We start from the raw sequence: 20,912 nt of genomic DNA, 5'->3' as shown, positions 1-20,912 counted from the left end.
GGAAAGGTAAGGAGATCCGTGGCTGCGCGCTCGGAATCATCGACGAGTTCCGAGGGCGAGGTGGGCGCGGATTCCGACGGCGCCAGTCTTCCCGGTTCCAACTTCGTCGTCGTCGCGAACCGATTGCCTGTCGATCTCGAGAAACTGCCCGACGGCACGACCCGCTGGAAGCGTAGCCCCGGCGGGCTCGTCACCGCCCTCGAGCCGATCCTGCGTAGCAACAAGGGCGCGTGGGTGGGCTGGCCCGGTGTCGCGGACGTCGACCTCGACCCGATCGTCGAGGACGGTCTCGACCTCTACCCGGTGCCGCTGAGCGCCCAGGAGGTCGCGGACTACTACGAGGGCTTCTCCAACGCCACCCTGTGGCCGCTCTACCACGATGTCATCGTCAAGCCGGAGTATCGGCGCGAGTGGTGGAACGCGTACGTCGAGGTGAACCGTCGGTTCGCCGAGGCCACCTCCAAGGCCGCCGCCCAGGGCGCGACGGTGTGGATCCAGGACTACCAGCTGCAGCTGGTCCCCAAGATGCTGCGGATGCTGCGCCCCGATCTCACCATCGGCTTCTTCCTGCACATCCCGTTCCCACCGGTCGAGCTGTTCATGCAGATGCCGTGGCGACGCGAGATCGTCGAGGGCCTGCTCGGCGCCGACCTCATCGGCTTCCACCTCCCCGGCGGCGCACAGAACTTCATGTTCCTGGCCCGCCGCCTCGCCGGCCAGCAGACCTCACGCGGCACCGTCGGTGTCCGCTCCAAGCTGGGCATCGTGCAGGTCGGATTCCGCACGGTCCGCGTCGGCGCCTTCCCGATCTCCATCGACTCCGGCAAGCTCGACGAGTTGTCGCGCCGCAAGTCGATTCGGGACCGCGCCAAGCAGATCCGAAAGGAACTCGGTAACCCCAAGCACATCATGCTGGGCGTCGACCGCCTCGACTACACCAAGGGCATCGACGTCCGCCTCGACGCGCTGTACGAACTCCTCCAGGAGGGTCGCGTCGACCCGGCCGACACCGTCATGGTCCAGCTCGCCACACCGAGCCGCGAACGCGTCGAGAGCTACGTGCAGATGCGCGGTGCGATCGAGCAGACCGTCAGCCGCATCAACGGCGAGTACGCCGAGGTGGGCCGGCCGGTGGTGCACTACATCCACCGCCCCATCGGACGCGACGATCTCATCGCGTTCTTCGTCGCCGCCGACGTCATGCTTGTGACACCGCTGCGCGACGGCATGAACCTCGTCGCCAAGGAATACGTGGCCTGCCGCAGCGACCTCGGCGGCGCACTGCTGCTGAGCGAATTCACCGGCGCCGCAGCCGAACTCCGCCAGGCCTTCCTGTGCAACCCCCACGACCTCGACGACGTCAAGGACAAGATGGAGGAAGCACTGAACCAGAACCGGGAGGACGGCCGACGCCACATGCGCGCCCTGCGCCGCCAGGTCCTCGCCCACGACGTGGACCGTTGGGCCCGCTCCTTCCTCGACGCCCTCGACCAGCAGGGCGTCGCCGGATCGGCACTCCTGCCGCCGGACAGCGAGTTCGCCGAGTAGCCGCAGCCAGAGAACGACAATGGGCTCCCGCGTTGCGCGGGAGCCCATTTCGGTTCCGGGGGGCAGATCTCGATCAGATCGGCGTCAGCCAGTTGATCAGCCAGTCGTCGCCGTCCCTGACCATCTCGACCCGCACACGACTGCCGCTGCTGACGGCCTCCGGCGACTCGGAACTCGTGGTGATCTGGTTGAGGTAGAGCAAGGTGACGACGCGGTCCGGGCTCGCCTCGACCACCGACTTGGCCGACGACGTCACCTGGACGTCGATGGCCTTCTCCTTCGCACCGGGGGCGATGGTCTCGTCGACCAACTTGAGGTACTCGGTCTTGTATCCGTCGGTGAGTCCGTCTGCGGCCGCGTGCAACTGGTCCTGAGCGGTGTTGTGGTTGTAGGCGAGCATCGCGACCACCTTGCCGTCGACGACGTCGAGAACCTCGCTGCGCGCCTGCTCCGTCGCCTCGGTCTCACGCATCCCACCCGGGCCCCAGTACAACCAACCGGCCACACCCGCCAGCGCCACGATCGTGACAGCGACGACGATCGTCAGGATCTTCTGCAGTTGCGTCACATTACTTTTCACGGCACGAACTCCACATTCGATGCGAGCAGCTTGCCGCCCTCGTCACAGATCACCACACGCAGCCGGAACGACTTGTCCACCGGCGCCTCGTCGGCGTTCTTCTGATTCGCCTTCACCGCGACGAGCGAGGTCTTGCAGTTGCCGGCTTCGCTCTCCAACCCGGCCTCCACGACCTCTCCGGTCGTGCTCACGTTCAGCTTGGAGACCACACCTGCAAAGTCGTCCAGCCGGGCATCGAGGTCGGCACGCAGCGGGCCGGTCGTGCCCTCGAACAGCTTGTCGAGGTCTTCCTTGGCCGAATCCGACCGCAGCGTACTGATGTTGATCGCCGTGGCGCGGGCGATGTCCACGTACTTCGCCCGCTCCGCCGCCAGGTCGGAGGCCTGCTTGCGATCGATCAGGAGAACGGTGATGGCGGCGACGAGGGCCACGATCACGACGCCCGCCAGCACACCCAGGATCAGTTGTGCCTTCGAGGGCTTCGTCGGCGGTTCGTCCGAGTCCGCACCGGCCGAGGCATCGGCCTCGACCACCGGCGACGCCGTCTCCTCGGCCGCGTCGGGCACCCCCGCCGCGGCCGGGGGCGTGTCGGGCGTCCGGACCGCGTCGTACCGCGGTGGCGCCGGAGGTGCCGCCGTCACCGACACCCCCTCGGGCTCCGGCAGGGGCGCCGTCGGCGCCGGGGTTGCCGGTGTGGTCACTTCCGAACTGGTCGGCTCGGCCCCGGAGGGGCCCGCCGGACGCGAGGCACGTCGGCGGGCCTGCCGCCCGCCGACCTCGCGTTCGGCAGCCTTGTCGATCGTCATCGCCCTTGCTGGCCCTTCATAAGATCCTCCAACGACTGACCCGCGTTGCCACCGAGATTCGGCTGCGAGTAAGTCCTTCCGTCGGGGCCGATGTACGTGCCCGTCACCGGATCGTACCGACGCGCCGCCGTCGTGGCACCTGTCGTGACGGGACCCGGCACCGGCTTGTCGGTCACGGCAGCGACCGGCTGAGGCGGACCCTGCCACGGATTGGTGCCCTCCGGGACGTAGCCGTCACGACACGCGTCCGGGGTGGGTCCACGCCTGCCGGGGTACTCCATACACGGCAGGTTGCGTGCACCACGGATCGCATTCGGGTCGGACTGGGCGACCTTGCAGAACAGGTCGCCAGGCGTGTCCACCAGGGATTCGTCCGCCGGCGATCGCCACTGGTCCGGCGGCAGGAAGCCCGTGGTGCACGGCGGTGGATCGTTGAGCTCCAGATGGAAGTTGACGAGCGCACCGTCCTCCGCCGGCCCGGAGCCGGCAGCCGTCGCCAGAGCAGCCGTCAACGGCGGGTACAGCACGAGAATCTGCTCGATTCCCGCGTTGTAGATGACGCCCACCTCGCCGACACTGACGAGATTTGCCAACAGCAGCGGCAACGTCGGTTGGAGGTCCTGCAGAAGCGCATTCGCTTCCTCAGCGGCGCCCGGACCCTTCTCGATCACAGCCCGCAGATCCGGATCACTCGTCCGGAGCTGGTTCGTGAACGTCACCAGATCCCGGGTCCACGAACGGATTGCATCACTGCTCACCACCTGGGTGTCGAGCAGCGGACCCGCCTGGTCGATGAGAGTCTTGGTGGCGTCGCTGTTCTTGTTCGCCTCCTCGACGAACAACCGGGCCGAGTCGATCAGACGCTGCAGGTCCGGTCCGGAGCCGTTGAACGCCTTGAACGATTCGTCGACCACCGTCCGCAGCCTGGTGTCCGAGATGCTCGCCAACAACAGGTCGGCCTGATCGAGCATCGCGCCGACGTCCTGCGGCACGCTGGTGCGGCTGACCGGGATGACGTCGCCGCCCGCGAGCTGATCGCTGGTGTCCGAATCTTCCGGCGGGACCAGGTCGACGAACTGCTCACCGACCGCCGACACACTCCGCACGTCGGCGTTCACGTCCGCCGGGATGTCATAGCCGGAGCTGACGTTGAGTACCGCCTCGACGCCGGTGTCCGAGAGCCGTACCTCCTCCACCTTGCCCACCGTGGTTCCGCGGTAGGTGACGTTCGCGTTGCGGTACAGGCCGCCCGTCGACGGCAGCTCGACGGTCACCTCGTACCGCCCGATGCCGGCCATGTCCTGTAGCCGCACGTACTGTGTGGCCATCACGACCAGACCGATCACAGTCAGGATCGAGAAGATCACCAACTGAACCTTGACGAACTTCGAGAGCATCATGGTGCCGGCTCCCCCAACGGTAGGCCTGGAATGTTGATCGGGGGCAAGCCCGGAATCTGGATCCCGCCGCCCGCAGCCGGTTTCGGCTCGTCGGAGGGCTTCGCGGCTGGTGTCTGCAGCGGAGCGCGCAGCGGATCCTGCGCCTCGCCCGCCACGCCCGCATCCTTCGCCAGGATGCCTTCGGGGCTGCCGAGTCGTGCTCCCATCGGCGTGCCCGACAGGAAGTTCAGCTCCAGTCGGGGCACCGTGAGATCGATCGTCATACCGAGGTTCGCGTAGTCGCCGCGGATGACGTTGTTGATACCGGCCTGGGGGAACGGGAATGTCAGCAGCACGCCGAGAACCTGGGTGAGGCTCTCGCCCGAGTTCGCCAGCGCCGACAACGTCGGGACGAGCGCGCGGACGTTCGTCGCGAAGTCGTCGCCGCTCTCCTGGATCAGCCTGTTCGCGACATCGCTCAGCTGGCCGAGCGACACCATCGCGTTGGTGATGTCCTGCCGCTGATCGACCAGCACCTCGAGCGCCGGCGGGATCGCGTCCAACGCGTTCGAGATGGTGTCCGTCTGCTTCGCAGCGGTATCCGCCAGACGGTTGATCCCCTCCATGGCCGACACGATCTCGTTGCGCTGCCGATCGAGGCTACCGACGAGGGTGTCCAACTGCGGCAGCAGGTCTCGCACCGCGTCCTCGCGGCCGTCCAATGCCTTGTTCAGCTCCGACGTGATGTCCTGCAACTGCGCCAGCCCACCACCGTTGAGCACCACCGACAGCGACGACAGCGTCTGTTCGGTCGTCGGGTAGACGCCCGCGCGATCGAGCGGAATCACGTCACCGTCGGCAAGCTTGCCCTTCGGAGCCTCCCCCACCGGTGGAGCCAACGCCACGTGCGCCGAACCGAGCAGGCTGGTCTGCCCGATCTTGGCGGTCGAGTTCTCCGGAAGATCGACGTCCCCGTTGAGCGAAACGGTGACCAGCGCATGCCAGTCCTGGACCTCGATCTTCGACACACTGCCCACCGTCACGTCGTCCACGAGGACCGGCGAGTTCTCGGTCAGCGTGGTCACGTTCGGCATCTGGATCCCGACCTCGTAGGCGCCGTCACCGCGCCCCTCGGTACCGGGCAACGATACGGAATTCAATCCCGACCACTCGCAACCGGAGAGCACCAAGGCCGCGGAGAGTAGGCCCGCAGTGAGGCCGACCCGGCGGGCCGTCGACAATCTGGTCATCGTCCACCTCCTGGCTGCATCAGTCCGGTCAGGTCCTTCGGCACCGTCGCAGTGGGCGCCGCGTCGAGCGGACTCTTGACGGCGGAAACGGGCGCACCGCCGGCCGCCGCCTGCTCGAGTCCGGGCTCTGTGAACTCGACGTCACCGGGCAGCGCGAATTCGCCGATGGCGGGGTTCGTCATGATCGGCGGATAGTTCATGGTCATCGATTCGAGGACGGGCCCCAGCTGCTGCTTGCACAGATCTGCGCTGCGTTCGGCCGTGGATGTTGCCGCGGCCTCGATGGAACCGCAGATCCAGTTCACCGGGTTTCGGAAGTTGCTCAGTGCAATCGCGCCGGTCAGGCTTCCCTGCTTGGGCTTGTAGATCTGGTAGAAGTTCGCGAGCGAGGTCGGGCCCGCGTGCAGGACGCGCTCGATCTCCGGGCGCTTGTCCGCCAGAACCTGGGTTGCATCGGCGAGGCGCTGCACCGACTCCGAGAGCCCGTCACGGTTGTCCGCGACGAAGCGCTGCACGTCGCCCACCGCGAGGTTGAGGTCGCTGAGCGCGGTCCCCAATTCGTCGGAACTGCTCGCGAGCAGATCCGACACCGAGGCGAGTCGGCCACCGAACTGGACGATCTGCTGGTTGCTGGAGGACAGCGCCGACACGAACGCCTGCAGGTTCCGGATGGTCGAGAACAGGTCGGTACGCCCCTCGGACAGGGTGCGCATCGTGTCCGAGAGCTCGCGCAGCGTCTGCCGCAGCGCGTCACCGTTCCCTTCGAGGTTCGCGCCGGCCGTGTCGATGAATCGGGCCAGCGACCCCTGCTCGTCGAACGCATCCGGCCCGAGCGCCGTGGAGAGCTTCGTCAGCTCGGTCTTGATCTCGTCCCACTCCACCGGAACGGCAGTGCGATCGATCGAAATGGTGGCACCGTCCGCCATTTCGTCACCACCGCTGTAGACGGGGGTCAACTGAACGAACCGGGACGAGACGAGGTTCTGCGCGACGATCACGGCCTTCGCGTCGGCCGGGATGTGTACGTCGTTGTCGACGTACATGGTCACCGTGGCGTCGTTCTCGCCGGGCTCGATCTTCTCGACCGTTCCGACCTTGACCCCGAGGACCCGGACGTCGTCACCCTCGTACAAGCCGGTCGTGGAGACGAAGTGCGCGTACACGGTGTTCTTCCCGAAACCCGGGAGCAGGAATACTGCGGCACCCAGTCCGACTGCCGCCACGAGCGCGATCACCAGACCCGGAACCATCCACTTGCGCCACCCGGGCCGCGCGGTCTCCGTGACCTCGATTGCCTCCGCCGGCGCCGCGGACTGCGCCGACACATTCGTGTCGTCGTCCTCGGCCGCAGTCGATTCCGAAGGGCCCGTCGAATCGTAGATCATTCTCCCGGCTCCCTCGTGTGAGGCTTGGTGTCAGGAACGAGATCCTGCATGTCCTGCGGCAACTGCTCCGGTGCGAATCCGGCATCGAACGCGGTCTTCCACCACTGGCTCGGCAGGATGTTCGCCACGTACGCCTTGAAGTACGGTCCGCTGGCGACGGTTTCGCCCAGCGCACCGATGTACGGGCCGAGGCCGTCGAGCGCGTCCGCGATGTTCTGCTTGTTGCGCTGCAGGACGGCCACGGCCTGGTTCAGGTTGTCGAGTGTCGGTCCCATCTGTGCCTGGTTCTCCTGAACCAAGCCGGACAACTGACGCGAGACCGCGGAAGTGTTGACGATCAGTTCGTTGATCGCGTCCCGGCGGCGTTCCAGCTCACCGAACAACTCGTTGCCGTCGACGATGAGGGAGTTGATCTGATCACTGCGATCCGACAGCACCTTGGTCACCCCCTCGGCTCGCTTCAACAACTCGAGCAGGCTCTCGTCCCGCTCGTTGATGCTCCTCGACAGGCGCGAAACGCCGTCGAGGGCCGAACGGAGTTCGGGCGGAGTGTCCTGCAGGGCATCGGACACCGCGTCGAGCGACTCGTCGAGTTGAGCGGTGTCCAGATCCGAGATCGAACTCCCGAGATCACCGAGGGCATCGGTCAGGGAGTACGGCGAGTTGGTGCGCTCGATCGGAATGGTGTCGCCGACGCGTAGCGTCCCGGATCCCTCCGGGGTCACTGCGAGCGACTTCTTACCGAGCACGGTGTTGGTCTTGATGTCGGCGCCGGTCGCATCGCCGAGGGCGATGCCGTCAGCGACGGTGAAGGTCACGAGCACCTGCTGCCCGTCCAGTTCCACCTTGTCGACCTTGCCGACGTCGACGCCGGCAACGGTCACGTCGTCCCCGACGGCCAGGCCGCCGGCCTCCGCGAAAGCCGCCGAGTAGCGCGCTCCACCGGAGAGGAACTGGAGCTGGTCGTACTGCAGGGTCGCCAGCACCACCGCGCTGCAAACCGCCACGCCGATGATGCCGATCCGCACCAGATTTGGTTCGCGATGTGGACTCATTCGACTTTTGCACACCTTCCCGTGGTCTGCTCCGCGCCGGGGAGAATGATCGTCGAACCATCCGGGCCGGAGAACTTGAAGATGTTCGAGCACAGGAAGAACTGGAAGAAGTCACCGTAGGAACCGACCCGGATCAGCTTCTTGTAGTCCGTCGGCAGCCGGGAAAGAGACTCGTCGATGTCGTCCTGGCCGAGAACCAACTGATTCGCGGTCCGGTTCGTCTGCTCGATCATCGCCTGGATGTCCGGGCGCGTGCCCTGCAGCAGGCTCGCGAGCGAACCTGTGGCACCGGCAATCTGGGGAATCGCCTCACCGATCGGGCCACGATCCTGCGCCAGCCCGCTGACGAGCTGCTGCAGCTGATCGATCGTGGTCGAGAACTGATCACCCTTGTCGTTGATCGTGCCGAGCACCGTGTTCAGGTTCGTGATGACCTCACCGATCAGCTGATCACGATCCGCCAGGGTGTTCGTGAAGGAACTGGTGCTGCCGAGCAACGACACGAGTGTTCCGCCCTGACCCTGGAACACCTGCAGCAGCGCCGCCGACAGATCGTTGACCTGCTTCGGATCCAGTCCGCGCAGCAGCGGCTTGAACCCACCGAGCAGGAGATCCAGATCGAGTGCCGGCGCGGTCTGGTCGAGGGGAATCGATCCACCCGCACCGAGCGGCTCCACGGACCCCTGCCCCTCGAGCAGTTCGAGGTACCGGTCGCCGACGAGATTCTCGTACCGGACCGTCGCCTTGGTGCTCGCGAGCAGCGTGTACTGCGAGTCGACCGAGAACTTCACCTCGGCGTGGTTGTCGTCGTCGACACCGACGGACTTCACCGAGCCCACCGGCACGCCGGCGATACGCACCTTGTCGCCGGACTTGAGCCCGGAGGCGTCCGCGAAGGTGGCGTGGTAGCCCTCCGAGCTGCTGAATCGGAACTGGCTGAACACGATTGCGAGGCCCGCGAAGATCAACGCCATCACCGTGGTGAAGATCAGGAGCTTGACTGTTGTAGCTCTCATGTCACTGGTCCGCCTCGGTGTAGCCGTCGAACAGGAACCGGAAGATCGTCGGCACCGAGAGCCGGGCCTGTTCGCTCGGCACGTACGGCTGATCGCCCGTGTTCGCGACGACGAACGGTGCCATCCCGTCCTTCTTGGGGTCGAAATCCGGAAGGCCGTAGCAGTTGGGGCCGCCGGAGGCCGCGACCTTGGGGAGCTCGTCCGGCGCCTTGTAGGCCTCCGCCCCGAGCATGAAGTTCGTGCTGAGCATGATCGACGAGTACTTGCCGGTGCCCGTCATCGGCTCGAACTTGATCCGGGCCGCGTTCAGACCGGTGATGAAGCAGGTCAGCTCGGGCGAGTACTCGGCCAGCAGCGTCGTCGTGTGGGTGAGCGAGTCGAGCGCGGTCACCGCGTTGGCCTCGTTCTCCCGCAGTACGGTGTTGCCCGTGTTCGCCAGGCCGGTGACGTTCATCAGCAGCAGGTCCAGGTTGGCCTGTTCCTCGACGATCGATCCGCTCGTGCCGGTCGCGTTCTCGACGATCTTCAGCAGGTCCTGCGCGGTGTCCGCATAGATGTTCGAGACGTCGGCGGTCGCGTTGATGTCGTATTCCACCTGCGGGAGAGTCGGGTTCATCGTCTTCAGGTACTGGTCGCCCTGTTCGAGCAGGATCCCGAGATCCTCGCCCCTGCCCCGCAGTGCCGACGACAGCGCACCCAGAGTCGCGTTGAGCTTCTCGGGCTGCACCTGGTTCAGGACGTCGGTCAGATGCTGGAACAGCGTGTTGAACTCGACCGTCACACTGTCGGCGCTGATCTCGGCACCAGGCTGCAGCGAGTTCGGCGACGGATCCTCGGGCACGACGAAGTTGACGAACTTGGCACCGAAGACCGTCGTCGAGTCGATCTCGACGGTGGCGTTCGCGGGGATCATCGACATCATCGACGGGTCCATGTCGAGCTTCAGTTCGGCGTCGTCACCTGTGTAGGACACGGACGCGACCTTGCCGACCTGCACTCCGCGCATCTTCACCTTGGCGTCGGGATTCAGCACCAGACCCGCGCGCGGGGCCGTCACGATGACGGGCTCGCTCTTCGTGAAACCGCCGACGAACATCGTCAGCGCCACCACGACGATCGCCACGAGACCGAACACCATAACGGCCGCTGCGAGACTCGTCTTCCACCTTGCTTCGGGCATCGTTCCTCCGCCCTATCCGGAAAGGTTGAAGTTGCCGGACTGGCCGTAGATGGCCAGCGAGATCAACAGGGTCACGGTCACGACCGCGATGAGCGACGTGCGAACCGCGTTGCCCACCGCGACACCCACGCCGACGGGGCCGCCGCTGGCGTTGAAGCCGTAGTAGGTGTGGATCAGCATGACGGCCAACGCCATCACGATGGCCTGCGCGAACGACCACAGGATGTCCGTCGGCATCAGGAAGGTCGAGAAGTAGTGGTCGTAGATGCCGGGCGACTGGTTGTAGAGGAACACCGTCGCGAAACGGCTGGCCACGAACGACGCGATCACCGCCAGCGAGTACAGCGGGACGATCGCGATCATGCCGGCCATCACGCGGGTCGAGACGAGGTACGGGATCGACGGGATCGCCATGCACTCGAGCGCATCGACCTCCTCGGACACCCGCATGGCACCCAGCTGGGCGGTCGAGCCGGCGCCGATCGTGGCGGCCAGGCCGATGCCGGCGATCACCGGTGCCGCGATGCGCACGTTGATGAATGCCGCGAAGAAGCCGGTGAGGGCCTCGACACCGATGTTGCCGAGCGAGCTGTATCCCTGGACGGCGATGGTGCCGCCGGTGAACAACGTCAGGAAGCCGACGATGACGACCGTGCCGCCGATCACGGCGAGCGCGCCGGTGCCCATGCTGATCTCGGCAATGAGCCGCAGCACTTCCTTCTTGTAGTGGATGAGCGCGCGGGGCGCCCACACGAGCGCGCGCCAGAAGAACAGCGCCTGCTCCCCGATTCGATCCACCGAGCGCGTTGCGCGAGCGAGACGCCGCCGAGTGCGGACGAATCGCCCTGATGCGACCAGAGCCATCTATTTCACCCCCCTGCCACTCACGACAACAGCTTGATGCCGATGGCGGTGACGAGCACGTTTACCACGAAGAGCGCCATGAACGAGAAGACGACGGTCTGGTTGACGGCGTCGCCGACGCTCTTGGCGCCGCCCTTGACGTTGAGACCGAGGTACGCGGCCATCAGCCCGGCGATCATTCCGAACAGACCGGCCTTGAGCATCGAGACCATCAGCTCGCCGAATCCGGTGAGCAGCGTGAGGCCGTTGACGAACGAGCCGGGATTGACGTCCTGGACGTACACCGAGAAGAGAAAGCCGCCCAGGATGCCGATCGTGCAGACCAGTCCGTTGAGCAGCAGTGCGACCGCCGTCGAGGCCAGGACACGCGGCACGACGAGTCGGTGGATCGGGTTGATGCCGAGCACGCGCATCGCGTCGATCTCCTCGCGGATGGTCCGCGCGGCGAGGTCGGCACAGATGGCGGTCGCGCCGGCGCCGGCCACGATGAGCACCGTGACCATCGGCCCGACCTGCGTCACCGCACCCAGAGCAGCGCCCGCGCCGCTGAGGTCGGCGGCGCCGATCTCGCGCAGCAGGATGTTGATCGTGAAACTCACCAGCACGGTGAACGGGATTGCGACGAGCACGGTCGGAACCATCGAGACACGGGCGACGAACCACGCCTGATCGATGAACTCACGCCGCTGGAACGGGCGTGCGAAGACAGCCTTGAGGGTGTCTGCCGACATCGCGAAGAAACCGCCGGCGGCCCGAAGTGGGACCTCGAGGAGGTCGACCACGTTTCCTCCTCACCAAACTTGTCATGGTTGATCACTGCGCGTAGTGCCGCTTGCGACACTGCGCGTCCCCCAGGGCGCCTGAACAGCACAAATGCCCTGTGACCCAGGTCATATTAACTAGAACGTGTTCACCTGTCAAAGACTTCTGTTCGGCACAGATTCCGGGGGTGCGCACGGTCGACACGCCGCGCCGGCGATCGCCCCGAGTCACGCCGGTCGGGTCGAGCCACGCCACCGGACAGGTCACGCCCCGACCGCCCGATCGGGCCGCTCCAAGACTGCGCTGACGTGCACATATCCCCACTTTGGAGCGAACACGGATCGAGATCGAACCCGTCGGGCGACGAACGCTCACAGACCCCTGCCGCATCCACGGATCGGCACGATCGGCACCACAACATGCCCCCTGCCGCCGCACCGGCCCCCGCCGACGGCAATGAAAAACTGAAACGCGTTCTAGACACCAGTACAGCGAATCACGGCGGGGCATGGCCGCCCCCGCCGCAACCCCGACATGTAGCACGTTCGCCCCATCATCGCCGGGTTTCGTCGTACATGTATCGAAAATCCCGCAATCTCCCGTTACACAGGAAGATTGCGGGACATTCCCGATCGTGACGAAGCGTCGGACGCCTGTCAGCCGAGGCTCTTGAGTGCCTCCGACGCCGAGAACATGCGCTCGGGGTCGCGATCGTCGAAGTAGGCGCCCATCTCGTCGGCGAGCGTGGACGGAGTCCACTGCGCTGTAGACGCATCGAAACGCTGCTCGACGACCGGAGCCGCCATCAGCGCGACCATCGGGCCGTAGACGACGAAGACCTGCCCGTTGACGTTGTCGGCGGCCGGCGACGCCAGGTACGACACCAGCGCGGCCACGTGCTCGGGCGACAGCGGATCGACCTCGCCCGTCGGGGCGTCACCGAACACGGACTCCGTCATCGAGGTCCGGGCCCGCGGGCAGATCGCGTTGGCCCGCACGCCGTAGCGCGACAGGCCGCGCGCGGCGGACAGGGTCAGTGCGGTGATGCCGGCCTTCGCCGCACCGTAGTTCGGCTGCCCGGCCGGACCGAGCAGGCCCGCCTCGGACGACGTGTTGATCAGGCGGCCGTAGACCGGCGCGCCGTCCGCCTTGGACTTGTCGCGCCAGAACGTGGCGGCGTTGCGGGAGAGGAGGAAGTGACCGCGCAGGTGCACCTTGAGGACCAGGTCCCACTCTTCGTCGGACATGCCGAAAAGCATGCGGTCGCGGACGATGCCCGCGTTGTTGACGACGATGTCGACGCCGCCCAGTCCCTGCGCCGCCGCCATGAGGGCGTCCGCGGTGGACCGCTCGCCGACGTCACCGGCGACGAACTCGACCTTGCCGCCGAGAGTGCGAATCTCGTCCAGCGTCGATTCGACCGCGTCGTTCACCGCGAGATCGTTGACGACCACGGCAGCCCCGGACTGCGCGAGCCCGATCGCCTCGGCCCGACCGAGACCCGATCCCGATCCGGTCACGATCGCGACCTTGCCCTCCAAGCTGACCTCGCGACTGCTGTCTGCACTCATGAACGCACTCCCGTACCCGTGACGTCGACCGGCCTCGCGCCGGTCGGTGCCTCATCGCCGCGGCTGTCGGCGATGCGGCCAATGTAGAACGTGTTCTACATTGGCCGCAAGAGTGCCGCTAGTGCTCGGTGAGAGCCGCGCGCGGGCACTGCGCGATGGCGGAACGCACATCCGCCTCCCGGTCGGCCGGCGGGACGGGCGCCGAGATGATCAGCTCCTCGTCATCGTCCAGATCGAAGATGTCGGGCGCGATTCCGACGCAGACGCCGTTCGCTTCGCAGCGATCCCTGTCGACCCTGACCTCCATGGCCACTCCTCATTTCACATTCGCTCGAAAGACCACACGGCAGTACGGTGCACCGGGCTGCGGTACAACGACTTTCCGCCATAAGACTAGAACCCGTTTCACCGCTGTGCAATGATTCGGACAACCATCCTCGACGCGCCGAACGCACGATCGGCACCGGTGACGGAACGGCCGCTGTCACAGCCTCGAACCAGATCAGCCGTGTTCGCGATCATTCCAGAAACCAGTGCCAGATCGGACGAAGCAGCGCCGACGATAGCCCTGGAACGGAGAGACAGCGTGGATATCACCTACACCCCGCAGCAGCAGCAGCTGCGGGAGGAATTGCGTAGCTACTTTGCGAAATTGATGACCCCGGAGCGTCGCGAGGCGCTTGCGGCTACGACCGGCGAGTACGGCGAAGGAAACGTCTACCGCGAGGTCGTCCAGCAGATGGGCCAGGACGGCTGGCTGACGCTCGGCTGGCCCAAGGAGTACGGCGGCCAGGAGCGGTCCGCGATGGAACAGCTCATCTTCACCGACGAGGCTGCGATCGCGGGCGCCCCGGTCCCCTTCCTGACCATCAATTCGGTCGCGCCGACCATCATGCATTTCGGCACCCCCGAGCAGAAGGCGTTCTTCCTGCCCAAGATCTCGGCAGGCGAGCTGCACTTCTCGATCGGCTACTCCGAGCCCGGAGCCGGCACCGACCTCGCGTCGCTGCGCACCTCCGCGGTCAAGGACGGTGACGACTACGTCATCAACGGCCAGAAGATGTGGACCAGCCTCATCCAGTACGCCGACTACGTGTGGCTGGCGTGCCGCACCGATCCGAACGCCAAGAAGCACCGCGGCATCAGCATGCTCATCGTGCCGACCACGGCCGAGGGCTTCTCGTACACCCCGGTCCACACGATGGCGGGCCCGGACACCAGCGCCACCTACTACCAGGACGTCCGAGTGCCGCAGACCTCCCTCGTGGGCGAGGAGAACGGCGGCTGGCGCCTGGTGACCAACCAGCTCAACCACGAGCGCGTCGCACTCACCTCCGCTGGCCCGATCATGACCGCGCTGCAGGAAGTGCGGGAGTGGGCGCAGAACACCAAGCTGGCCGACGGCCGCCGGGTGATCGACCAGGAGTGGGTGCAGATCAATCTCGCCCGGGTCCACGCCAAGACCGAGTACTTGAAGCTCATGAACTGGGAGATCGCGTCCGCCGAGGACCACGCGCCCGGTCCCGAGGCCGCGTCCGCGAACAAGGTCTTCGGCACCGAGTTCGCGACCGAGGCGTACCGCCTGCTCATGGAGATCCTGGGCCCGTCGGCCACCATCCGCCAGAACTCCGCCGGCGTCCTGCTCCGCGGACGAATCGAGCGGATGCACCGCTCGGCACTGATCCTCACGTTCGGTGGCGGCACCAACGAAGTCCAGCGCGACATCATCGCGATGACCGCCCTCGGCCAGCCGGCATCGAAGCGATAAGGAAGGACGACCAACATGGACTTCACTCTCACCGAGGCCCAGAACGATCTGGCCGGCCTCACGGGCGGCATCGTCTCCGACATCGTCACCAACGAGCGTCTGCGCGAACTCGACTCCGCCGAGGACCGCTTCGATCGCAAGCTGTGGGACGCCCTGGCAACGTCCGGAGTGCTCAGCGCCGCGCTGCCCGAGTCCGTCGGAGGTGACGGCTTCGGCATCCTCGAGCAGGCCAGCATCCTGATCGAGCTGGGCCGCGGCGTCGCTCCCGTGCCCTACCTGACGTCGGTCGTCATGGCCGCCGGCGCGATCGCCGAGTTCGGTTCGGACGCACAGCGTTCGGAGTGGGCCGCCCCGGCGGGCGCCGGTTCGAAGGTTCTCGCCGTCGCACTCGCCGAGGAACTCAACGACAACCCCGCGGCGCCGGTCACCCGGGCCGAGCGGACGGCGGACGGGTGGACGCTGCGCGGCACCAAGATCGTCGTCGACGGCGCACCGGTCGCGGACCTGTTCCTCGTCCCGGCAGCGACCGACGACGGCACCGCGGTGTTCCTCGTCGAGGCCGGCGACGCCGGTGTCTCGGTCACCCGCCAGCAGACGACGGACTTCGGCTGCACCGGCATCGTCGAGTTCACCGACGTCCGCGTCGGCGCGGACCGCGTGCTCGGTACGGTCGAGCGCGGCGCTGAGATCGTCGACTGGATCCTCGACCGCGGCGCCGTCGGTTCGAGCGCGTTCCAGTTCGGCGTGCTCGACCAGGCGCTGAAGATGACCGCCGAGTACGGCCGTGAGCGCGTGCAGTTCGACCGTCCGATCGGCAGCTTCCAGGCCGTGGCACAGCGCCTCGCCGACGGCTACATCGACGTCAAGGGTGTTCGACTGACGCTGTGGCAGGCCGCCTTCCGCCTCGCCGAGGGTCTGCCGATCGAGGGAGAGATCGAGACCGCCAAGTTCTGGGCGGCGGATGCCGGCCACCGGGTCGCCCACACCGTCGTTCACGTCCACGGCGGCGTCGGGCTCGACGAGGACCACCCGGTGCACCGGTACTTCCTCGCCGCCAAGCGCCAGGAGTTCCTGCTCGGTTCCGCGACCGACCAGCTGCGTCGCCTCGGCGCCGAGCTGGCCGCGACGCCCGCGTAACCGACACGCACACAAGCAGTCCCACACAGTGAAATGATCAAACATGACGGGCGTCACACAGGACATGATGTGGGCATGACAGTGACTCCCACCGTCGCGGATCTGCTCGAGCAGCTTTGCGACGTCGACACGCACGGAATCCGATTCGAGGATGCGTACATTCCGTGGACGGATCACGTCCACGGAATGTACGACCGTGCGGCTCTTCTGAATACACTGCTCGATCCGGAGCGTCCACGGCACTTCGGCGTCCTGATGGACAACATCCCGGAGTTCTCCTCCCTTGTCGGCGCAGCCGCCTTCTCGGGCGCCGTCGTCGCCGGCCTGAACACCACCCGTCGCGGCGAGGCGCTCGCCCGCGACATCGCCCTGGCCGACTGCCAGATCGTCTTCACCGAGAACAGTCAGGCCCAACTGCTGGACGGGCTGGACCTCGCCGGCGTCCGGGTGGTCAACGTCGACTCGCCGGACTGGGACGAGATGCTCGCGCCGTTCGTCGGCAGCCCGGCCGTTCCGGCCGCGGCACAGCCCGACGACCTGCTCATGCTCATCTTCACCTCCGGCACCAGCGGCGACCCCAAGGCCGTGCGCTGCACCCACGGCAAGATCGCCGATCCGGGTGTCATGCTCGCCGACCGGTTCGGCCTCGATTCCGACGACGTCGTGTACATGTCGATGCCGATGTTCCACTCCAACGCGATGATGGCCGCGTGGGCCGTCGCACTGCACGGCCGCACGGGGATCGCGTTCCGCCGCAAGTTCTCCGCGTCGGGCTTCCTACCCGACGTGCGCCGATACGGTGTCACGTACGCCAACTATGTCGGCAAGCCGCTGTCCTTCATCCTGGCCACCCCCGAACTCCCCGACGACGCGGACAACACGCTGAAGATCATGTACGGCAACGAGGGTTCCGCACCGGTGGTCCGGGAGTTCGCCCGCCGCTTCGGCACCCGGGTGGTCGACGGGTTCGGGTCCACCGAGGGCGGCGTGTCCATCTCGGCGCACCCCGATGCCCCGGCCGGCGCCCTCGGTCTACTGCCGGCGAACATCGAGATCCGCAATCCCGACACCGGAACCGTCTGTCCCGTGGCCGAGTTCGACGCACAGGGGCGGCTCGTCAACGCCGAGGAAGCCACCGGCGAGATGGTGAACGTCACGGGCGCCGGGGCGTTCGCCGGCTACTACAAGAATCCTGCCGCCGACGCCGAGCGTCTGCGGGACGGCATGTACTGGAGCGGCGACCAGGCGTACCGGGACGCCGACGGGTTCGTGTACTTCGCGGGCCGCAGCTCGGGGTGGCTGCGGGTCGACGGCGAGAACCTCGGCGCCGCCCCCATCGAGCGCATCCTGATCCGCTACCCCGGGTTCGCCCAGGTGTCGGTGTACGCGGTGCCGGACCGTGAGGTCGGTGACCGGGTGATGGCCGCCGTGATTCCCGCCGGGGACGTCACCGATTTCGACCCCGTCGCGTTCGCGCGCTTCGTGGACGAACAGCCGGATCTCGGCCCGAAGCAGCGGCCGACGCTGGTGCGTGTGTGCAGCGAGTTCCCGCGGACCGCGACGTTCAAGGTGGTCACCCGCACCCTGAGCGCCGAACGCTGGCACTGCGCCGACCCAGTATGGGTACGCGAGCGGGGCCAGGACGAGTTCGAGCTCCTCACACCGGAACTCGCGCTCACGCTGGAACGGCAGACGGCGAACGCCTGATCACGCCGAAAGAGCTCGCGCCCGGAACGATCCGTTCCGGGCGCGAGCTCTCGAGCGAGAGGGTCTACTTCAGTCCGTCGAGGCGCGCGACCGTCGACTCGAACTCCTCCACCAGCTCCGCCATGATCTCGGCGACCGGGCGGATCTCGTTCATCCGACCGACGATCTGACCGACCGGCATGGCGACGACCTCGGGGTCGTTGCCCGCGGAGATGCGCTGGTGTGCCTCGCTGACGAGGATGTTCTGCAGCGGCATCGGGAGCGGCTCGGGCGCGTCGGGCTTGGACCACGCGTCGGTCCACTTGGTCTTGAGCAGTCGGGCGGGCTTGCCGGAGTAGATCCGCGAGCGGACCGTGTCCGCCGACGACGCGTGCAGCAGCGCACGCTGGATCGACGACGGGCCGTCGGCGGCGCTGCCGAGCTTGTACTCGCTGGTGGTGAGCCAGTACGAGCCCATCCACACGCCGGACGCACCGAGCGCGAGGGCGGCGGCGACCTGGCGGCCGCTGCCGATACCCCCGGCGGCGAGGACACCCGCGGTGTCACCGATCGCGTCGACGATCTCCGGCACGAGCACCATCGAGGCGATCTCTCCGGTGTGGCCACCGGCCTCGTAGCCCTGCGCGATGACGATGTCCACGCCGTTCTCGACATGGCTGCGGGCGTGTTCGACCGCACCCGCGAGGGCCGCGACCGGAACACCCTTCTCGTGCGCCAGATCGATGACGTCCTTCGGCGGCGAGCCGAGAGCGTTGGCGATCAACGCGATCCGGTGGTTCAGCGCGACGTCGACATGCGAACGTGCCACCGAGTGGAGCCACCCGAGGACGCCGGTCGCGTGCTCGACGTCGTCGGACAGCGGCGGGACACCGAGTTCGTCGAGCGTGCGGTTGACGAACGCGCGGTGCTCGGCCGGGATGAGCTTGTCGAGGTCGACGGCGGCACCCTCGGTGGGCACCTTGGCCGGCATCACGATGTCGACGCCGTACGGCTTGCCGTCGGTGTTCTCGTCCATCCAGGTGAGGGTGGCCTCGAGCTCGTCGGGGTCGTTGAACCGGACACAGCCGAGGACGCCGAGCCCACCGGCCCGCGAGATCGCCGCGGCCACATGCTCGGACGGAGTGAAGCCGAAGATCGGGTACTGGATACCGAACTTCTGGGCGAGATCGGTGCGCATCAAGCGTCCTTGCCGTTGGTGAGATGGTCGTCGGCCTCGCGCGACTGGGTCTGCGCGGTGGCCCACTTGTAATCGGGCTTGCCGGCCGGCGAACGCTTGATCTCCTCGACCAGCCACAGGCTGCGCGGCACCTTGTAGCCGGCGATCTCCTTGCGGGCCGCGTCGACGATGTCGGCCAGGCTCGGGCGCGTGCCGGGACGCGGCGCGACGACGGCCGCGACGCGGTTGCCCCAGCGCTCGTCGGGCACGCCGACGACGAGGACGTCGAAGACGTCGGGATGCGTCTTGACGGCGCCCTCGACCTCCTCGGGGTAGATCTTCTCGCCGCCGCTGTTGATCGAGACCGATCCGCGTCCGAGCATCGTGACGGTGCCGTCCTCCTCGACCGTGGCGTAGTCGCCCGGGATCGAGTAGCGAATTCCGTTGAGGACCTTGAATGTCGCCTTGGTCTTCTCCTCGTCCTTGTAGTAGCCGAGGGGGATGTGGCCGCTACGGGCGAGCATGCCGACCTGTCCGGAACCGGGCACGACCGGGATGCCCTCGTCGTCGATGACGACGGTGGCGGCGTCGATCTTCACCCGCGGACCGCCGGTGTGCGCGAAGCCCTTGGTGATGGTGGCCAGACCACCGAAGCCGGTCTCGGAGGAGCCGATCGAGTCGGTGAGCAGACGGTTCGGCAGCAGGTCGAGGAACTGCTCCTTGAGCGCCGGCGAGAACAGCGCCGCGCTGCTGGCGATCACGTACAGCGACGAAAGGTCGTACGGCTCACCGGTCTCCGGGTTTCCCGCGACGAGCGCGTCGATCATCGGGCGCGCCATCGCGTCACCGGTGATGAAGATGAGGTTGACCTTGTGCCGGTCGATGACCTGCCACACCTCGTGCCCGTCGAACTCGGGATGCATCACGAGCGTGCCGCCGCCGAAGAGGCTGTGGAACACGGCCGACTGGGACCCACCGTGGATCATCGGAGGAATCGGGAAGCGGACCATCGCAGGGTTGGCGGCCCCGAGCTTCGCCATCTCCCACTCGTCCTCGAGGTACTCGCCGGTGACGAAGTTGACGCCGCCGCCCAGCACACGCCACCAGTCCTCGTGCCGCCACATGACGCCCTTGGGCATGCCGGTGGTGCCACCGGTGTAGAGGATGAAGATGTCGTCGGGACTGCGCTCACCGAAGTTGCGTTCGGGCGACCCCTGCGACAGCGCCTGCTCGAACTCGACGCCGCCGTACGACGAGTAGTCGAGATCCGTGCCGTCCTCGACGACGATGGCCGTCTTGACGAGCGGGGTGTTCGGCAGGACGCCCGCGACCTTGTCCGAGTAGCGGCGCTCGTGGATGAGCGCAACCATGTCCGAGTTTTCGAAGATGTACTGCAACTCGTTCTCGACATAGCGGTAGTTGACGTTGACCATGATGGCGCGGGCCTTGAACACCGCGACCATCGTCACGATCGCCTCGATGGTGTTGCGGCTGTAGATGCCCACCTTGTCGCCCGGCTCGACGCCCTGATCCCGCAGGTAGTTGGCCAGACGGTTGGCCTTCTCCTCCAGTTGCGCGAACGTCACTTCACGGTCGGCGTCCACCAGGGCGAGACGGTCCGGATTGAGGTCGATCGAGTGCTCTACAAGGTCTGCGATATTAATGGCCACGTCAACAAAGTAGAACGTGTTACTGTCGCTGACAAGACCCAATTAGAGACTCAGCTCACACACATATCGGGAGTTGCC

General features: G+C 66.5%; 18 protein-coding genes. 4 read left to right on the top strand and 14 right to left on the bottom strand.

Annotation, left to right across the window (positions count from 1 at the left end; genetic code table 11):
• Positions 1-18: 18 nt before the first annotated feature.
• Positions 19-1,548: an alpha,alpha-trehalose-phosphate synthase (UDP-forming) gene (locus tag EGT67_RS19300; protein ID WP_127917703.1), complete on the top strand. Its 1,530-nt coding sequence runs from the start codon at positions 19-21 to the stop codon at positions 1,546-1,548.
• A 73-nt stretch (positions 1,549-1,621) separates the two neighbouring features.
• Here EGT67_RS19300 and EGT67_RS19295 read toward each other — a convergent pair whose 3' ends face one another.
• The 12 genes from EGT67_RS19295 to EGT67_RS19240 all read right to left on the bottom strand — a co-directional run bounded on the left by EGT67_RS19295 (position 1,622) and on the right by EGT67_RS19240 (position 13,703).
• Positions 1,622-2,128 carry a mammalian cell entry protein gene (locus tag EGT67_RS19295; RefSeq protein ID WP_127917702.1) on the bottom strand — a complete coding sequence of 169 codons (507 nt, stop codon included), beginning with the start codon at positions 2,126-2,128 and terminating at the stop codon, positions 1,622-1,624.
• Complete coding sequence (locus EGT67_RS19290) at positions 2,125-2,934, bottom strand: mammalian cell entry protein (protein ID WP_127917701.1); 810 nt, start codon at positions 2,932-2,934, stop codon at positions 2,125-2,127. Before EGT67_RS19290 ends, EGT67_RS19295 begins: the two co-directional genes overlap by 4 nt.
• A complete protein-coding gene (locus tag EGT67_RS19285; protein WP_127917700.1) occupies positions 2,931-4,334 on the bottom strand; it encodes an MCE family protein in 1,404 nt (467 codons plus the stop codon). The genes EGT67_RS19290 and EGT67_RS19285 overlap by 4 nt, the downstream gene beginning before the upstream one ends.
• Positions 4,331-5,563: an MCE family protein gene (locus tag EGT67_RS19280; RefSeq protein ID WP_127917699.1), complete on the bottom strand. Its 1,233-nt coding sequence runs from the start codon at positions 5,561-5,563 to the stop codon at positions 4,331-4,333. The genes EGT67_RS19285 and EGT67_RS19280 overlap by 4 nt, the downstream gene beginning before the upstream one ends.
• Complete coding sequence (locus EGT67_RS19275) at positions 5,560-6,813, bottom strand: MCE family protein (RefSeq protein ID WP_241566124.1); 1,254 nt, start codon at positions 6,811-6,813, stop codon at positions 5,560-5,562. The genes EGT67_RS19280 and EGT67_RS19275 overlap by 4 nt, the downstream gene beginning before the upstream one ends.
• A gap of 131 nt (positions 6,814-6,944) precedes the next feature.
• Entirely contained in the window at positions 6,945-8,003 is a 1,059-nt protein-coding gene (locus EGT67_RS19270) for an MCE family protein (protein WP_127917697.1), read from the bottom strand.
• Entirely contained in the window at positions 8,000-9,019 is a 1,020-nt protein-coding gene (locus tag EGT67_RS19265) for an MCE family protein (protein ID WP_127917696.1), read from the bottom strand. Before EGT67_RS19265 ends, EGT67_RS19270 begins: the two co-directional genes overlap by 4 nt.
• 1 nt (position 9,020) lies before the next feature.
• Positions 9,021-10,199 carry an MCE family protein gene (locus tag EGT67_RS19260; protein WP_127917695.1) on the bottom strand — a complete coding sequence of 393 codons (1,179 nt, stop codon included), beginning with the start codon at positions 10,197-10,199 and terminating at the stop codon, positions 9,021-9,023.
• Positions 10,200-10,211: 12 nt separating this feature from the next.
• Positions 10,212-11,063: an MlaE family ABC transporter permease gene (locus tag EGT67_RS19255; protein WP_127917694.1), complete on the bottom strand. Its 852-nt coding sequence runs from the start codon at positions 11,061-11,063 to the stop codon at positions 10,212-10,214.
• Between the two features lie 20 nt (positions 11,064-11,083).
• Positions 11,084-11,845 carry an MlaE family ABC transporter permease gene (locus tag EGT67_RS19250; RefSeq protein WP_127917693.1) on the bottom strand — a complete coding sequence of 254 codons (762 nt, stop codon included), beginning with the start codon at positions 11,843-11,845 and terminating at the stop codon, positions 11,084-11,086.
• 636 nt (positions 11,846-12,481) lie between these two features.
• A complete protein-coding gene (locus EGT67_RS19245) occupies positions 12,482-13,396 on the bottom strand; it encodes a 3-oxoacyl-ACP reductase (RefSeq protein WP_127917692.1) in 915 nt (304 codons plus the stop codon).
• Positions 13,397-13,514: 118 nt separating this feature from the next.
• Positions 13,515-13,703, bottom strand: coding sequence for a ferredoxin (locus tag EGT67_RS19240; RefSeq protein WP_114720967.1), 189 nt, complete (start codon positions 13,701-13,703; stop codon positions 13,515-13,517).
• Positions 13,704-13,982: 279 nt separating this feature from the next.
• Here EGT67_RS19240 and EGT67_RS19235 point away from each other — a divergent pair, with 279 nt between their 5' ends.
• The 3 genes from EGT67_RS19235 to EGT67_RS19225 all read left to right on the top strand — a co-directional run bounded on the left by EGT67_RS19235 (position 13,983) and on the right by EGT67_RS19225 (position 18,008).
• The gene (locus EGT67_RS19235; RefSeq protein WP_127917691.1) at positions 13,983-15,164 is read left to right on the top strand and encodes an acyl-CoA dehydrogenase family protein; all 1,182 of its coding nucleotides are present in this window, start codon (positions 13,983-13,985) and stop codon (positions 15,162-15,164) included.
• Positions 15,165-15,179: 15 nt separating this feature from the next.
• On the top strand, positions 15,180-16,301 hold the full coding sequence (locus tag EGT67_RS19230; RefSeq protein ID WP_127917690.1) for an acyl-CoA dehydrogenase family protein: 1,122 nt from the start codon (positions 15,180-15,182) through the stop codon (positions 16,299-16,301).
• A gap of 75 nt (positions 16,302-16,376) precedes the next feature.
• Positions 16,377-18,008, top strand: a complete 1,632-nt coding sequence (locus EGT67_RS19225; RefSeq protein ID WP_127917689.1) for a long-chain-fatty-acid--CoA ligase — start codon at positions 16,377-16,379, stop codon at positions 18,006-18,008.
• Positions 18,009-18,072: 64 nt separating this feature from the next.
• Here the strand turns inward: EGT67_RS19225 and EGT67_RS19220 are convergent, their stop codons facing one another.
• Both EGT67_RS19220 and EGT67_RS19215 read right to left on the bottom strand, forming a co-directional pair.
• Entirely contained in the window at positions 18,073-19,185 is a 1,113-nt protein-coding gene (locus EGT67_RS19220; RefSeq protein ID WP_127917688.1) for an NAD(P)H-dependent flavin oxidoreductase, read from the bottom strand.
• Complete coding sequence (locus EGT67_RS19215) at positions 19,185-20,834, bottom strand: acyl-CoA synthetase (RefSeq protein ID WP_127917687.1); 1,650 nt, start codon at positions 20,832-20,834, stop codon at positions 19,185-19,187. Before EGT67_RS19215 ends, EGT67_RS19220 begins: the two co-directional genes overlap by 1 nt.
• Between the last annotated feature and the right edge of the window lie 78 nt (positions 20,835-20,912).

The organism is Prescottella agglutinans (assembly GCF_004011865.1).
In the GTDB taxonomy this organism is placed as follows: Bacteria; Actinomycetota; Actinomycetes; order Mycobacteriales; family Mycobacteriaceae; genus Prescottella; species Prescottella agglutinans.
This window is presented reverse-complemented; position numbering and strand designations above follow the sequence as displayed.

Excerpts from the sequence above, each read along its gene's own strand:
- EGT67_RS19225 (WP_127917689.1), top strand. The coding sequence starts at position 16,377 with ATGACAGTGACTCCCACCGTCGCGGATCTGCTCGAGCAGCTTTGCGAC.
- EGT67_RS19275 (WP_241566124.1), bottom strand. The coding sequence starts at position 6,813 with ATGGTTCCGGGTCTGGTGATCGCGCTCGTGGCGGCAGTCGGACTGGGT.
- EGT67_RS19285 (WP_127917700.1), bottom strand. The coding sequence starts at position 4,334 with ATGATGCTCTCGAAGTTCGTCAAGGTTCAGTTGGTGATCTTCTCGATC.
- EGT67_RS19290 (WP_127917701.1), bottom strand. The coding sequence starts at position 2,934 with ATGACGATCGACAAGGCTGCCGAACGCGAGGTCGGCGGGCGGCAGGCC.
- EGT67_RS19240 (WP_114720967.1), bottom strand. The coding sequence starts at position 13,703 with ATGGAGGTCAGGGTCGACAGGGATCGCTGCGAAGCGAACGGCGTCTGC.
- EGT67_RS19265 (WP_127917696.1), bottom strand. The coding sequence starts at position 9,019 with ATGAGAGCTACAACAGTCAAGCTCCTGATCTTCACCACGGTGATGGCG.
- EGT67_RS19280 (WP_127917699.1), bottom strand. The coding sequence starts at position 5,563 with ATGACCAGATTGTCGACGGCCCGCCGGGTCGGCCTCACTGCGGGCCTA.
- EGT67_RS19270 (WP_127917697.1), bottom strand. The coding sequence starts at position 8,003 with ATGAGTCCACATCGCGAACCAAATCTGGTGCGGATCGGCATCATCGGC.
- EGT67_RS19220 (WP_127917688.1), bottom strand. The coding sequence starts at position 19,185 with ATGCGCACCGATCTCGCCCAGAAGTTCGGTATCCAGTACCCGATCTTC.
- EGT67_RS19260 (WP_127917695.1), bottom strand. The coding sequence starts at position 10,199 with ATGCCCGAAGCAAGGTGGAAGACGAGTCTCGCAGCGGCCGTTATGGTG.
- EGT67_RS19230 (WP_127917690.1), top strand. The coding sequence starts at position 15,180 with ATGGACTTCACTCTCACCGAGGCCCAGAACGATCTGGCCGGCCTCACG.
- EGT67_RS19245 (WP_127917692.1), bottom strand. The coding sequence starts at position 13,396 with ATGAGTGCAGACAGCAGTCGCGAGGTCAGCTTGGAGGGCAAGGTCGCG.
- EGT67_RS19255 (WP_127917694.1), bottom strand. The coding sequence starts at position 11,063 with ATGGCTCTGGTCGCATCAGGGCGATTCGTCCGCACTCGGCGGCGTCTC.